A 15,610-nucleotide genomic window follows, 5' to 3' on the forward strand; every position below is an offset into this window, starting at 1 on the left:
ACCTTAAAAAAGATAATTATTATTGATATAGTTTAACAAGGAATTGTGCTTAAAAAAGCGGATATTACTACAGAATACAAAGTATTTTTTGATCTAAATAAATAAATGAAATGTTACGTTATTTTATTACTATCACACTATCAATTATAGGCCTTCAGTGTTTTGCACAAGGCTTTTTAAGAACTGAAGGCACAGAGATCGTCAATAACAACGGACCTGTAATCATAAGAAGTATTGGTACTGGCAACTGGATGATTCAAGAAGGTTATATGATGCAGTCCACCGATGCAAAAATCAATACGCATACACAGTTCAGAACTAAACTCGAAGAAAATATAGGCAAGGAGAAAACTGCTGAGTTTTATGATGTTTGGCTGGAAAACCATTTCACAAAAACCGACCTCGACTCTATGAAAGCTTGGGGGTTTAATGCGGTAAGAGTTGCCCTTCACTACAAATGGTTCACATTACCGATTGAAGCGGAAAAAGTGAAAAATGGGAAAATTAAGCATACTTGGTTAAAGGAAGGATTTGATTACACAGACAAATTAATGGAATGGTGTACTGAAAATGAAATGTATCTGATTTTTGATATGCATGGAGCGCCAGGTGGTCAAGGTAAGGATGCCAATATTTCTGATTATGATGAATCGCTCCCCTCTCTATGGGATAGTGAATTAAACAAAGAGAAATTAGAACAGCTATGGATAAAAATCGCTAAACGCTATAAAGATGAAAAATGGGTGGGAGGTTATGATCTTATCAATGAACCCAATTGGAAATTCAAAAACACTGGATCGGATAATGGATGTGGCTGTAATGATAATGATGAAATTTGGGACTTACATGCAAGGTTAACGAAAGCAATCAGAACTGTGGATAAAAACCATATTGTCTATATTTCTGGTAACTGCTGGGGCAATAATTATGAAAGCTTCGACCAACATGATTTAAAAAATGCAGACGACAATATGGCAATAACCTTCCATAAATACTGGACTTTTAATACTGACGCTTCTGTTCAAGGGTGGATTGATATGAGAGAAAAATATCAAATGCCTCTATGGATGAGTGAAGCAGGTGAAAATTCTAATACATGGTTCTCTGATTGTATTTCACTTTTTGAGAAAAATAATATTGGATGGTCATGGTGGCCGGTCAAAAAGCAACGTGTCAATAACGTTTTGAAAGTAAAAACACCTGACTCTTATTATAAGCTTCTTGGTGCATGGGAAAAAGGAGAGAACTTATCAGGAGAGGAAACTTTCCAAGCAGTTATGGACTATGCTGAAAGCCATAAAATTGAAAACTGTGAAGTGGCAAATGATGTAATTTATGCTATGATTGGTCAGATCAACAATGACAAAACAAAACCATTCAAAGAGCACAAAACCAATCAGGATATTCTTTTTGCAGATTATGACATGGGCAAGAATCATTTTGCCTATTATGACAAGATTTCAGCAAACTACCATATTGATATGAATGCAGAAAGAGCACTTTGGAATACTGGTTTTCAGTATAGAAATGATGGAGTAGATATAAAAATTGTAGACAATACTCCTATTGTTGCATGGACTGAAGAAGGCGAATGGATGAAATACACCATCAAAACCAACAAGAAGCAAAGTAGCATCATTAAAATAACCTATCAGAATCAAGGAGAAGAGGCCAAGGTTCGAATAAGTTCTGGTCTTGAAAATATCATTACTACACTGCCAAGTACTTCCAAGAACTGGAAAACCATACAATCAGAAACTCTTAAGTTACAAGAAGGAGAGAATACAATCATTTTTTACATTATCAAAGGCGACCTCCAGCTCAAAAGTTTTAAGATTGAATCAAAATAATAGCAAGTCACCTTCATTTTCAATTGTAGAAAATGAAGGTTTTTTTTTCATAAAATAAGAAAATCACTAATGGAATGATGGACTCTTTTATTAGTCGTAAATTCTTAGATATTTTTAGCTGTGAGAGCTAACTATAAAACTTAAATAAAAATGAAAAAATTAATAGCAGGACTTGTCCTTATGACGTTGCTTACGTCGTGTTATAACACTAGACTATTTGTCGGTGACGCAAAACCTACAGACACTTTAGAAGAAGTTAATAAAGTCTGGACCAATCATTTACTTTTCGGACTAGTTCCATTAGACAACGCTCGTCAAAACCCTTCAGATTATCTACCTGATAATCAAGAAAACTATGTTATTAAAACGAATACTAGTTTCCTAAATGGACTTGTCAGTGGAGTCACTTTCGGTATTTATTCACCAACACAAACTATTTATTATATCCCAAAAAAATAAATTGATCATCGGTTTACTCTCATAAGAGCATGTTTGGAATATATTTTTTAGAAGTAAATATTTTCCATTTTAGGTTGTGAGGAAATTAATTTCTGAAAAAATAGTGGTTCTATAGTTGATGAAATTCATAAACTCCCGTTCTGAAAGCGTGAATGTTTACTAAAAGAGATGTTTTAAACATGCTTTAAAGGGATTGTTATAATTTTCAGTTATAACAATCCCTTTTTTTGATGAATATTACATGAAAACCAGATAAATAAGGAATTCTCCCAAAAAAAATTAAATTATTAAAACCATCATCTTAAACACAAAATTCTTATTGCAAGTACTAGAGAATCAGAAGAAGTATTGAGCATAGTCAAGAAGCTTACCTTATCATGAAATTGATTCTTTGTTGGTACTTATGTTTCACATCTTATTCATAAAAACATGGCAAAACCCAACACACTACTGATCAATAAATTAAGAGAAGCAGCCTCCAATATAGCATCAGGAAAAGATTACAATTGGGGACATGTAGGAAAATGCAATTGTGGGCATTTAGTCCAAGCAATTACTCCTATGGACTCCAAAGATATTTACTATACCGCACAGCGTCAAAAATTAGACGAGTGGAGTGAATTTGCCCATGACTATTGTCCTGCAAGTGGTATGCCTGTAGACAATATGATAGATACACTGCTAGATGCAGGTCTGGAAGTACAAGATATTCCTCACTTAGAATACCTTTCTAATACAAAAGTACTGAGCGAACTGCCTGGTGGATTTAGGTATTTGCAAAAAGGCAGTAAAGAGGACGCTATCACTTACATGAAAACTTGGGCAGACGTTCTTGAAAAAGAGTTAGTATAAAGATCTTAATAAACTACTAACAACTGACAATTTAGTTTCAATATGTCCTACTATCATTAGTTTATTTTAAGCTTTGATAATTAAGCTGACATTCAAAATTCATTATAGCCAAAAGGGTCGAAGTATAATACTTCGACCCTAATTTATTGGAAAATAAAACTGTTACTCACAGATCATTCTTAATGTTATTTGCTCTGATTTCGAATAAGCATTGATAATATAAAGTCCTGCACTTAACTGCTCTAATTGTACTGTGTTATTAACTACATTTTTATAATGTTCTATAACTCTACCTTGAAGGTCCATAATTTCAATCTCGTCAACACTTGTTCCAAATATTTTTAATGATCCATTTCCTGAAATTGGGTTGGGATACACTCTTACATTTTCATTCGAAAAGCTGTCTGTAGATAAGGGAATATCATCGATACAACCACAATTATCATCACTTGTGATTCTGGTGTCTGAACTCTCACTTTCAGAAAAAGTAAAACTACCTATCTCAAAAGCTCCTCTTTTCGGAGTTGAAAAAATACCGTAATTGATATACATTCTAATACCTCCAATTTCTTTCAAATCCAGTTTTGAGGGATCATATTGATAACTCAAACTCCATAGGTTACAATCATCATTTAGCTGATTAAAATTAGATTCAAAAATATCCCCATCAATCACATTACCAGAAGCATCCAATAAATCAATTCTCAACATCTTGGGTGCTAATCCTTTTCCGAATTTTAAATTAATACTAAAGTTATTATGATTCTCGAAGGAATAAATATCCTTAAAGTGGTATTCAATTCTAGGATTTGAAGTTGGATCACTGACATCAAATTTCACACAAGTCAACGTATCATTGCTACTCACCTCAAAATTAGGATCTACAGCATCAGAACTACCTTCTACCTGTGCCTGCGTCAGCCATAATGAGCTTCCATTTTCATTATTAGAATTAAAAGTTAATGTTGATTGAGTGGGTACACCTTGGTTGATACTCAAATCATAAGAAGAAGTATAGGTATTGCACTCCCCTGCTACAGAAGCAGTAATGGTTGATCCATTAACTTCATCCCCCCAGAGTACAGTAATTTTATTTGTATTTTCTCCAGCTATGATCTCCGCTCCTTCAGGTAAAGTCCAAGTCACTTCTCCTATAGCCCCAGAGGCCGTGTAGATAGACTGTTCTCCTTTGCTGATAACCTTTGGTCCAGTAATACTTAACTCAGGTGTTATGTTTTGATAAACCCTTACATATTCCACTTCCATTGTGGCCGGTAATTTTGAATCATCAGTTGGGCCTCCTGCCCCTCCCCAATTGCCTCCCATGGCAATGTTCATCAAGAGATGAAAACGTTTATCAAAAGGCCATTGCTGATAATTTCCATGCTTTGAAAAGGTGAAATATTGCTGATCATCAAGATATACCTTTATTTCATCTTCTGTCCATTCCAATTTATAAGTATGAAAAGCTGTAGATACATCCAAATCAGTAATGCTTTTACCGACTTGAGTTCCTATGGAATGATTGTAAGCTTCTGTGTGTACTGTGGCGTGAACCACATTTTGGTCATATCCAACATGTTCCATAATATCAATTTCACCAGATGCTGGCCATCCACCATATTCCCAGTCTGTAGGCAACATCCATATGGCAGGCCAAGTTCCCTGCCCTGTTGGAAGTTTGGCTCTCACTTCTATTTTTCCATAGAGCCAATCACCCGTATTTTTTGAAATTACTCTTGCAGAAGTATAAGACTTGCCTCCAAAACTTTCCTTTCGGGCGGTAATTTTCAGAGCACCTCCAGATACTTGTGCATTTGTCAAACGATCAGTGTAATATTGATCTTCGTTATTGCCCCAGCCGTTTCCTCCTATATCAAAGCTCCATTTCTCAGGATCAGGAGCTCCGTTATATTCAAATTCATCAGACCAAACTAATTCATAACATTCCTGAGCTTGAATAGGATGTATTAATAGAGAGAAAAAGAGAAGTAGTACTATATTTTTCATAGTTGTTTTCATTTAAGTTGGTATACACGTACATAATCAATTAATAAATGCTGGGGCCATATATCTTTATCAATACCTTTTTGAGCACCCCACATACCACCTACAGCTAGGTTAAACAACAGATGGAATTTTTGATCAAAAGGCCATTCTTTAAATGTTTTATGTTCATTTCTAAATGTAAAGTATTTTTCATTGTCCACATAAATAGAATACTGTTCAGGCCCCCATTCAAGTTTGTATTCATGAAACGCCTCCTCGGCATCAGCAATGTAAATACCTACCATTTTTTGAGACCCCATTGAATGATTATAAGCTTCAGTATGGGCAGAACCATAGATATGATCTTTTTCATGTCCAACATGTTCCATAATATTGATAGAACCACTTTTGGGCCAATCACCAAACTTACTTTCTTCTGGCAACATCCATATGGCAGGCCAGGTTCCTCTTCCTGAGGGTAGCTTTGCTCTGATCACAAACTTGCCATACTGCCACTCTCCCTTTCCTTTAGAATGAAGACGTGCAGAAGTAAATTCAAACTTTTCTTCACTTACAGGATCAAGGTATTCTTCTTTAAGTGCAGTGATGGTAAGATGCCCATCTTTTACAATTACATTTTCTGTACGATTAGCAGTGTAGGCTTGTAATTCTTGATTTCCCCATTTCTCTTTATTTCCTTCAATATCATAACCCCATTTTGAAGAATCTGGAAGTCCATCATAGTCAAACTCATCAGACCACACCAATTGGTATTCCTGAAGGTCCGCTGTTTCAGTCAGGCGATCTTTTTTAACTTCACATGAAATCAAAGAAGACAACAACATTATGTTTATTATTAAGTTTTTCATTTTCTTGAATTGAATAGGAGCATAAACTGTGTTATTTTTTAGTCAGACTCAGAATACGCTTTAAGATCACATTATTTAATATTGAACAGTACAGTACAAAAGTGGAAGTTTATTGAAGCAGCAGGAACTCTTGATAAAAAAAGGGAGTTCAACGAATCAAACTCCCTTTATCCTATTCATCTATTGTTTAATTCTCGAAGTAGTTCTTCTCGAATTCAACAGTCTTTGAAACATTTAATGAAACTGACTCATCTCCAATCATTAATTTGAATTCACCAGCTTCAACCGTCCATTTCAAGTTTTCTGCCACAAAAGCTAAATCTTTACCATTTAAAGTAAACTCTACCACTTTTGACTCACCTGGCTTCAAGCTGACTTTTTCAAATCTTCTCAAACGCTTATTGTCTGGTGTAATCGAAGCGTAAAGGTCCTTTGTATATAGCTGCACTACTTCTTTGCCTTCAACATCTCCAGTGTTTTTCACGGTCACTGAAACTTTGAAGTCGCTGTAAGGAGTGATTTCATTTTTAGAGATCTTAAGATCCGAATAATCAAAAGTAGTATAACTTAAACCGAAGCCAAATGGATACTGGAATGGTAAAGAGGAGTTGTAATCGTACATTCCTTCCATTTTTTCTGAAGCCTCAGAGGGTTTGTGATCATAAGTACCTAAAGCGTTTGGATACATTGGGTAAGAGTATGGCAATTTACCACTTGGATTCACATCACCTACTAGAATATCTGCCAATGCATCACCTCCATAATTACCAGGAAGGTAAGTATGTACAACTGCAGCCATATCTTCTTCAAATTGTGAAATCAAACGCGGACGTCCTTCATTTAAAATCAATACAACAGGCTTACCTGTTTTGGCCAATGCCTCTGCTAATTTTCTTTGATTTTGTGAAATGTACAAATCGTGCAAATTACCAGGAGTCTCTGTGTAAGTATTTTCTCCTAAACACAATAGAATCACATCAGAACCTTCAGAAGCTTTTATAGCTGCATCAATATCAATGTTCTTCTCCTCGTGATACAATCCTTCATGATTGTACTCTACACCTGAAGCAAAAGCGACATTCTCTTTTCCAAACTTGTTTTGAACAGCCTCTAAAATTGTATTGTAATCTTGAGCAAACTCTTCTACTTTTTCGCCTTGCCAAGAATAAGTCCATCCGCCATTTAATGTACGCATAGAGTTCGCATTTGGACCTGCTACAAATACTTTAGTTCCTTGCTTCAGAGGAAGAATATTATCATTGTTCTTCAATAAAGTAATTGATTCAGAAGCGGCATTATAAGCAATTTGCTCATGTTCTTTGCTTCCGAACTTAGGGTAATCTCCTTTAGACGGATAGGGAGTTTCAAATAATCCCAGTTCCATTTTCACCTTTAATACTCTACGAACCGCATCATCAATTCTTGACATTGGCACCTCACCCTCATTGACAAGTTCTACAAGCATTTCAGCAAACTTGAAGTTGTAAGGAACCATAGACATATCAATACCTGCATTGATTGATTTCTTAACGGCCTCCTTATGAGTATCCGCTACTTTATCTCTATTGTGCAAGTTTTCAATATCTGCCCAGTCAGTCACCACAAGCCCTTTAAAACCAAGTTCTTCTTTCAACAACTTCGTCAAATACTTGTAGCTAGCATGTACTGGAGTGCCATTGATAATACCGGAGTTGATCATGATAGTATGAGCTCCGGCATCAATAGCGGCTTTATATGAAGGCAAATAATGCTCTCTTAATTCAATTTCAGGCAAGTAAGACGGTGTTCTATCTTTTCCTGATCTTTCACTGCCATACCCTAAGAAGTGTTTGATACAAGCGGCTACTTTTGTTTTATCAGACAGGTCGTTGTTCTCTCCCTCATAACCATCTACTGCTGCAATACCCATTTGAGAAGTCAAGTAAACATCTTCACCATATGTTTCCCAAATACGTGGCCATGCAGGATTACGTCCCATATCCAATACAGGCGAGAAATCCCATGGAATTGAGCTTGCTCTCGTTTCATAAGCTGTTACTGCAGCACCCTGACGGTTCAATTCCGTATTCCAAGTGGCCGCCATTCCAATTTGCTGAGGGAAAAATGTAGCCCCAGCAGTATAAGTGGTACCATGTATTGCATCTACTCCATACAATACTGGGACACCAATTTCTTTCATTGCTACTTTCTGGATTTGAGAAATTACCTCATTCCATTTATCAGTGGTTCTAGCTCTATTATTAGCCGTATTAAGTACAGATCCAATTTTGTATTTCACAATTGCTTCTTCCAACAATTTCTTATCCAGCTTAAGAGGTTCGTCGCTTACAAATACATTTTCTCCTTTGGTAATAACATCAAGAGTTATCTGCGTCATTTGACCCACTTTTTCCTCCAGAGATAATTGGTGAAGAATCTTTTCTACTTTTTCGTCGATAGTTAGGTTACTATTTACAATCATTTCAATCTCTTCTGTATTTTTTTCAGGAGTTGAAATTTCTGGGGTATTAAATCCATACAGTACCGCACACAAAGCAAGAGATGCAATACCCTTAGTCCAATTTTGTTTCATTTTCTTATAATAAATTTAGGTAGTTAAAGTGATAGAATAAGTAATATTCATTTATAATTTTTAGCTGTTCAAATATACGTGATTATTACACTATATTTTTGAATTTTTCAATTATTAATTAATTCTCTAAAAAAGTATAAAATGAAGCATACATACTCTAAAACTTATCAACAAGACACTTTTTGGAAGGGAATCGATGGAGATTCCCTTCCTATATATTTAGCAACCTAAAGTCTTCAATTCTTAAAGTAATTTGAAATCTGAGATATAGAATGTACCTGGCTGGATATGTCCTTCTCCACCAATTTGAATAATTACTTTATCGAAATCAGTTCTTTCACTTTGTGCTGAGAAATCAAACTCTATTTCAATCCAATGTCCCATCTCATCCTCACCTACTGTATAAGCAGACTCTGCTCTTGTTTGCCATGCATTGCCACCTTGCTTTGTATCTTCTAAACGTAAAGCCACTGTTGGTGCCATAGCTACTTCACCTAACCAATCTGGAGTTTTATCTGCAGGAGATGGCGTTGTGAAATCATTACTGCGTAAGAAGTAAACTTTCATAGAGAACTTATTTCTTGTCGTTAAATCTAATCTATAAGGTAGTTCTGTTTGGTAGTTTTGCCACCATCCACCATCACCTTCAGTGTTAGTTCTCTCATATTTCCCAACTGATTCTGCTGAATTTCCAAGGTTATCAAAATTCTCAACACCAACAGTAAATACTAAATCTGCATCTGTTACGAAAGTTGTATTAGTGTTGCCTGCAAAATCATCAAACAAGTCTTTTACTTCCAATGGTTTCTCTACTGGGGGGGCAACTGGTCTTTCAAACCCTTCACGAATAAAGCCATAGTACCAAGCATTTCCATCACCACCAATTGTTCTTAAGTATAACTCATCTTCTGTCAATTTCATGATCTTATACTCTGTACCACCTGTATGCCAAGCAGGAAAAGCATCACCTCCAAAAGATAAATATTTACCATCGTCTTTATCAGAGATTGACCAAGTCCATGCAGTTTGGTCATTGAAATCGATAGCATAAGTATGGTCATCATCATCTGCTAATAAAGTACCGCCTCTTGAAGTAAACCAATCAGCCATGTAATCTTTAGCATAAGAATCTCCATTATTTGTTAGCGTATACTTAAAGCCATTCAAGTTGAAGTTGATCACATCGTCATAAGCACCTCTACCATCTTTTTGGTTAGGCTCTGCTGCCCACCAGTTAGGATCTTCCAAAGCCGGGTCACCAATACCCATATGCCCTAAAGTCGCTTTATCAAACACCCAGTTTTTACCTTCTAAATTAGAACCACCTCCAGTCAAGAAGTTGTAATCATCACGATCTAATAAAGTAAAATCCGTTTGTGCGATGTTGATTGTTTGTGTCTTTGAAGCCTGACCACCGCTCATAATCACAGTCATTGTCACTTCATAGTCTCCTTCCACAGCATATTCCGCTGTAACAGTTTCACCTTTTGCTGTTGCTCCTGTACCGAAATCCCAGAACGCAATTGAACCTGAAGTTGTATTGGCAAATTCAATGATATTAGGATTATCAGCCGTTGGAGTGACTGTAAATGATAAATCGGCTTCTGTTGGAGTTGGTCCTACTTCCGGATCACTTGTTGAACAGCCTGCCATCCCCATTAGGATGACAAAGCTTAATAATGAATATATATATTGTTTCATTGTTTTTATTCTTTAGAGGTGATGATTAATAACCAGCATTTTGTACTAATAGAGGATGTAAATCAATTTCCACTTGTGGAATTGGCAAGAAACCTCTTTTTGCTCTATCAAAAGTCACATTGTATGTTTCAGGATCTCCAATATCACCTGTCATGTTATTCCCTGCCGCGTCAACGTATTGAGCAGACTCATCAGTAGGAGGTGTTAGAGTATAACCTGTTACATTGATTTCACTTTCGGCTTCATCCAAACCTCTTCTTAAAAGATCAAAGTAACGGTGACCTTCCATTGCTAATTCAACTCTTCTTTCTTGTTGAATATCTGCTAATGAAACTGCTGACTTAGCACCTAAACCTGCTCTTTGGCGAACTTGGTTGTAATAACCAGAAGCTTTTGCGGCGTCTGTATCTAAATTCAACTCAGCAGCCATTAATAAAACATCTGCTAAACGGATGTAATGATAGTTTTGTGCCCAGTTCAATTCAGTATTCACTTCTGCTTTGTTCCAAGTATGTGTTGTATACTTGTTTGTATGCATTGAAGTGAAATTATAATGTGCTTGGTAAGTAGAACCTGCCTCATCAATCAAATCTTTTGAGTATTTAATTGTAGCTGGTTTTCTAAGGTCATCATCTTCAAAAGCATTTTCCAAATCACGTGTTGGAGCCATGAAACCCCATCCTTGTTGGAAAGAATCAGAAGTGTGTGCACGAGGACCAGACATTTGACATAAGATAGATCCAAAAGACCAATCGCCCCAATCACCTGAACCTGTATTTGCAAAGGCAATTTCAAAAATCACCTCTTTGTTATAATTACCGTTTTGGTTGAACAAATCAGCATAATTAGTTGCTAATACGGCTCCTGAATTATTGATAACATCATCAGCTGCAGTTACCATATCTGCTTTTGTCAATGCTGTACCATCTTTTACAGGCAACTCACTCTTAGCATAATATCCAGTGTAGAATAAGAACACTTTCAACAATTCTGCTTCCGCTGCGTATTTTGTCAATCTTCCTTCTTCTCCTTCAGGAATAGTCTCAGCCATCAATGGAATAGCCTCAGTCATGTCCTTTGCAATCTGAGCGTATAACTCGTCTGGAGAAACTTGTTTTACTTCTCTCCATGCATCTCCCACCAAGATATCAGTGTACATCGGGACATTTTCAAACAAGCGTGCTAACTCAAAGTAATAGTGAGCTCTTAAGAATAAAGCTTCGCCTTTGATATTATTTTTAAGATCTTCTTCAGCAGTACTAAATTCGATATTATCATAGTTAGCTAATAAAGTATTTGCTCTTTGAATACCTCCAAAACATTTATCCCAAGCTACTTTAGCCGCATCACTGTTGGTTTGTGCTCTGAACTTACTGATTTCTTGATAATAAAGCATATCCTGACCTGATGGATCACCACCAACCATGGCGTCATCTCCCATGGCCATATCAAACATTCTTACTTCGTTTGGTGTAGATCTTTCTTCTACTCTATTATAATCTGAGCGTAGTTTTTCGTAGATACCAACCAAAGCTTGTTTTGCCTCTACTGATGTTCTGAAAAATGTATCAGAAGTTTGAGAATCTCTTGGAGTAAGCTCTAAATAATCTTTACATGAAGTCATTGACATTGCTCCCAATACAAGACCTCCCGCGATTAATATATCTTTAATTTTCATTTTGATTTTTCCTTTCTTAGAATGAAACATTTAATCCCAATAAGTATGTTCTTGCTTGTGGATATGAACCGTTGTCAAATCCAAACCATGCTCCACCATGACCTACTTCAGGATCCATTCCTGTGTATTCTGTAAATGTTAGCAAGTTGTTACCTGAAACATATACTCTTAATTTGCTCATCCCTGCTTTTTTACTGATATGCTCTGGTAATGTATAACCAATCTGTAAGTTTTTCAGTCTTAAGTAAGAAGCATCTTCAACGTGAACCATATCGTTCAAGTAATCATAGTTGTGATTCGCATCTACATAACTGAATCTTGGGAAAGAGTTTGTTGTTCCTTCACCTGTCCAACGGTTTAACCAACGAGTTGGGTAGTTTTGACCTTGTCTTAAATCATGCCTTAATGTACCGTTTACTAGTTTTGCACCTGCTTGACCTTGCCAGAACATTGATAAATCAAATCCTTTGTAATCCATTCTGATGTTCAAACCGTATGTCCAAGAGTGAACTGGCGAACCAATGTTTGTTCTATCTTCGTTATCAATTACACCATCACCATTTAAGTCCACATAGCGGATATCACCTGGCTGTGCATCTGGCTGGATTAAAGCTCCCTCTTTGTTATGAGCATCAATTTCTCCCTGGTTCTGGAAAATTCCATCTGTCTTGAATCCGTAGAAGTAAGGCAATGTATGTCCTTCTTCCATCATCAATTGTCCTTGAGTATTGAATAAACCTGGACCTGGAATTCTACCATCGCCATTAGCAACTTCCATTACTTTGTTGTCGTTGTATGAACCATTAGCTGTGATATCAAAGTGGAAGTCACCTGATCTTTTCGAGTAAGTCACTGCTAATTCAATACCTTGGTTTCTTACAGTACCTAAGTTATAATTAGGACCAGAAACACCTGTAAAACCTGGTACTGGAAGTGTACCTAATAAATCTTGACGTTCTCTTGAATACACATCAAATGTTGCTGTAATTTTATCATCTAAGAATCCAACATCAACACCTAAGTCAATTTCTTGTGCTGCTTCCCATTTCAAGTCTGGGTTGGCCATTCTAGTAATACCATAACCTGGCACCATTGTCTGCGCTGTTCCGTAAGGGTAAGATGGCGTCACACCAAATAACTCTAAGTAACCGAATGCTTCAATTCTTTCGTTACCTACTCTACCCCATGAACCTCTTAACTTTAAGAAATTCACAACATCACTTGATTTCAAGAATTCTTCTTGTGAAATGATCCAACCAGCTTGTACTGAAGGGAAGAAACCAAATTTATTGTTCGGGCCAAAGTTTGATGAACCATCATAACGTGCAATCGCTGTGATCATGTATTTTTCTTTGTAGTTATAACCTACTTTACCAAAGAAAGAAACTAATCTATTTTGCCAGTCTAACTTACCATTACCTTTTTGAGTCTCATCATCTGTACCATTATTCACCCATGCATAATCCCAACCTGGAATTTGAAGGTTGTTTCTTGTTGCACCTACTTGAATTCCTGATCCGTTTCTCAATGTTGTACCAATCAAGGCATCGATTGAATGATCACCCATTTTTTTGTTGTATGACAATACATTCTCCCACTGATATACAACATAAGAACCTGCATTTTGATAAACACTTGATGCTCCTACTTGATTTACATTGTTGTAGTATGCCTCAGGGTTATATCCTCTGTTTTCCCAGTTTCCAATATCAACACCAAAATCTGTTCTGAATTTCAAACCTTTGATTCCTGGCGTAGCTTCCACAAAGATGTTACCTAAGAACTTGTTGCTGGCATCGTCAGAATAAGTATTATTGATTCTTGCCATTGGGTTGACGATTTCTCTTAGTCCTTGATCTGAAATACCGTAGTATCTTCCATTTTGATTTGCTGGTTTCACTGGGTAAGTATCATACTCTGCAATTACATCTGGATCATCTTGCCAAACAGGAGTTAACGGGTCATGCAATAATGCATTTTGTAAAACTCCACCAAATTGGTTTTGCTCATTAATACCCTTTTTCTCTTCTCTTGAGAATGTGATATTAGAACCTGCTCTGAAATATTCTGAAATTTTATTCGACGAATTCAAACGAACTGTATATCTGTCGAAGTTTGATTTTTCTGGAGCTACAATACCTTGTTGACCGAAGTAACCAACTGAAGCCATGAAAGAAGATGTTTCCGTACCACCTGACATTTGAACACTGTGGCTTTGAATTGGAGCAGTTTGGAAAATCTCATCCTGCCAGTTTGTATTAGTAGTATTCGCTGCCATTTCCTCAGGAGTGAACCTTGGTGCTCCACCTGAGTTCAATGAACCTTCATTGTGGAACATCATATACTGATTAGCATCCAATAGAGGTGTTTTTCTCCATGCTTCCTGAATACCATAGTAACCATCATAAGAAACGATTGTTCTTCCTGATTTACCTTGCTTCGTAGAAACCAATACTACACCGTTTGCACCTCTTGAACCGTAGATTGCTGCTGATGCCGCATCTTTTAGAACTTCAATTGATTCAATATCATTTGGGTTCAAGAAATTGATGTTATCCATCTGTACACCATCTACTACATACAAAGGAGTATTGTCACCGTTTGAACCTGTACCACGTACTCTAATATCAATACCTGCACCTGGCTGACCTGAAACTGGTGTTACTAAAACACCTGGTGTTCTACCTTGTAATGATTGAGCAGCATTTTGAATTGGTGTTTGTGTGATATCTTCAGATTTCACTGAAGCAATAGCACCTGTTACTACTGATTTCTTTTGTACTTGGTAACCTACAACTATTACTTCTTCTAGTTGCTCAACGTCTTCTTCTAATGAGATATTGATTGTAGTTTGTGAACCGATTACAACCGATTGCTGAGTATAACCAATAAAAGAGAAAACTAATTCTGTTGACCCCTCAGGTACTGACAACTTATAGTTACCATCAAAATCTGAAATTGTACCGGTTGAAGTCCCTTTAACTTTTACGTTGACACCAGGTAATAAACTGCCATCCTGAGCAGATGTTACCTTTCCTGTTATCATTCGATCTTGTGCGTTTGAAACGTATGCTGACAACATCAAGCACACGCACACAAATAACGAAAGAGCATTTTTAGATTGTAAAAAATTTTTCATTCCATTAAGATTTGCGATAGAATAAAGAAGAGTTAATTATGAATAGTGTGTTTTATAACTCTTATAAGTTTTATGAACAGTTGAACTTGCGCTTTTTTGTTTTTCTGTTAATTCAAACATAGCAGGTACATGTGTATAAATGCAAATTCAAAATTTATGTTTATTTACAATTTAATAACTTAAATAAAACAAAACAAATAACTTAAAATCAACAACTTAACAAATAAGTGTACTTGAAACACTCATTTATTTAATCATTTAAAAAAAATCAATTTTAACACAAAATTTTAATAAAATGGGATGAAATATCACTAGAAAAAAAGGGATTCTGTACTAATACTATTTCAAGATAACGACTCCGTGTTTTAAGATTTATTAATAATTCACTTGAATTTATTCTCTGACAATGTTAATTCTATACTCAAATAATCTCTTCATAAGAGGCAACAGATACTACTTTTAAGATCTGTTCCACCTAAAATCTCATAACAATATTACTAT

Annotated in this window: 9 protein-coding genes; 3 read left to right on the forward strand and 6 right to left on the reverse strand. The window is 36.1% G+C overall.

All coding sequences use genetic code 11. The features are described from left to right. Window positions 1-110 precede the first annotated feature (110 nt). From AVL50_RS13985 to AVL50_RS13995, 3 genes are all read left to right on the forward strand, one after another. Window positions 111-1,850 carry a cellulase family glycosylhydrolase gene (locus AVL50_RS13985; protein WP_062617112.1) on the forward strand — a complete coding sequence of 580 codons (1,740 nt, stop codon included), beginning with the start codon at window positions 111-113 and terminating at the stop codon, window positions 1,848-1,850. A 180-nt stretch (window positions 1,851-2,030) separates the two neighbouring features. Next, window positions 2,031-2,309 (forward strand): Bor/Iss family lipoprotein, encoded by a 279-nt coding sequence (locus AVL50_RS13990; protein ID WP_157491329.1) that lies wholly within the window; start codon window positions 2,031-2,033, stop codon window positions 2,307-2,309. Window positions 2,310-2,738: 429 nt separating this feature from the next. After that, the gene (locus AVL50_RS13995) at window positions 2,739-3,161 is read left to right on the forward strand and encodes a hypothetical protein (RefSeq protein ID WP_062617114.1); all 423 of its coding nucleotides are present in this window, start codon (window positions 2,739-2,741) and stop codon (window positions 3,159-3,161) included. Between the two features lie 162 nt (window positions 3,162-3,323). Here AVL50_RS13995 and AVL50_RS32595 read toward each other — a convergent pair whose 3' ends face one another. The 6 genes from AVL50_RS32595 to AVL50_RS14025 all read right to left on the reverse strand — a co-directional run bounded on the left by AVL50_RS32595 (window position 3,324) and on the right by AVL50_RS14025 (window position 15,109). Continuing rightward, window positions 3,324-5,171, reverse strand: coding sequence for a family 16 glycosylhydrolase (locus AVL50_RS32595; protein WP_157491330.1), 1,848 nt, complete (start codon window positions 5,169-5,171; stop codon window positions 3,324-3,326). Window positions 5,172-5,179: 8 nt separating this feature from the next. Next, window positions 5,180-6,019, reverse strand: coding sequence for a family 16 glycosylhydrolase (locus tag AVL50_RS14005; protein ID WP_082795814.1), 840 nt, complete (start codon window positions 6,017-6,019; stop codon window positions 5,180-5,182). A gap of 187 nt (window positions 6,020-6,206) precedes the next feature. Then, entirely contained in the window at window positions 6,207-8,591 is a 2,385-nt protein-coding gene (locus tag AVL50_RS14010; protein ID WP_216639048.1) for a glycoside hydrolase family 3 N-terminal domain-containing protein, read from the reverse strand. A gap of 243 nt (window positions 8,592-8,834) precedes the next feature. Next, a complete protein-coding gene (locus AVL50_RS14015) occupies window positions 8,835-10,292 on the reverse strand; it encodes a PKD domain-containing protein (RefSeq protein ID WP_157491331.1) in 1,458 nt (485 codons plus the stop codon). Between the two features lie 25 nt (window positions 10,293-10,317). Next, window positions 10,318-11,970 (reverse strand): RagB/SusD family nutrient uptake outer membrane protein, encoded by a 1,653-nt coding sequence (locus AVL50_RS14020; protein ID WP_172826842.1) that lies wholly within the window; start codon window positions 11,968-11,970, stop codon window positions 10,318-10,320. Between the two features lie 16 nt (window positions 11,971-11,986). Next, on the reverse strand, window positions 11,987-15,109 hold the full coding sequence (locus tag AVL50_RS14025) for a TonB-dependent receptor (protein ID WP_082795815.1): 3,123 nt from the start codon (window positions 15,107-15,109) through the stop codon (window positions 11,987-11,989). Window positions 15,110-15,610 lie beyond the last annotated feature (501 nt).

Source organism: Flammeovirga sp. SJP92 (assembly GCF_001583495.1).
In the GTDB taxonomy this organism is placed as follows: Bacteria; Bacteroidota; Bacteroidia; order Cytophagales; family Flammeovirgaceae; genus Flammeovirga.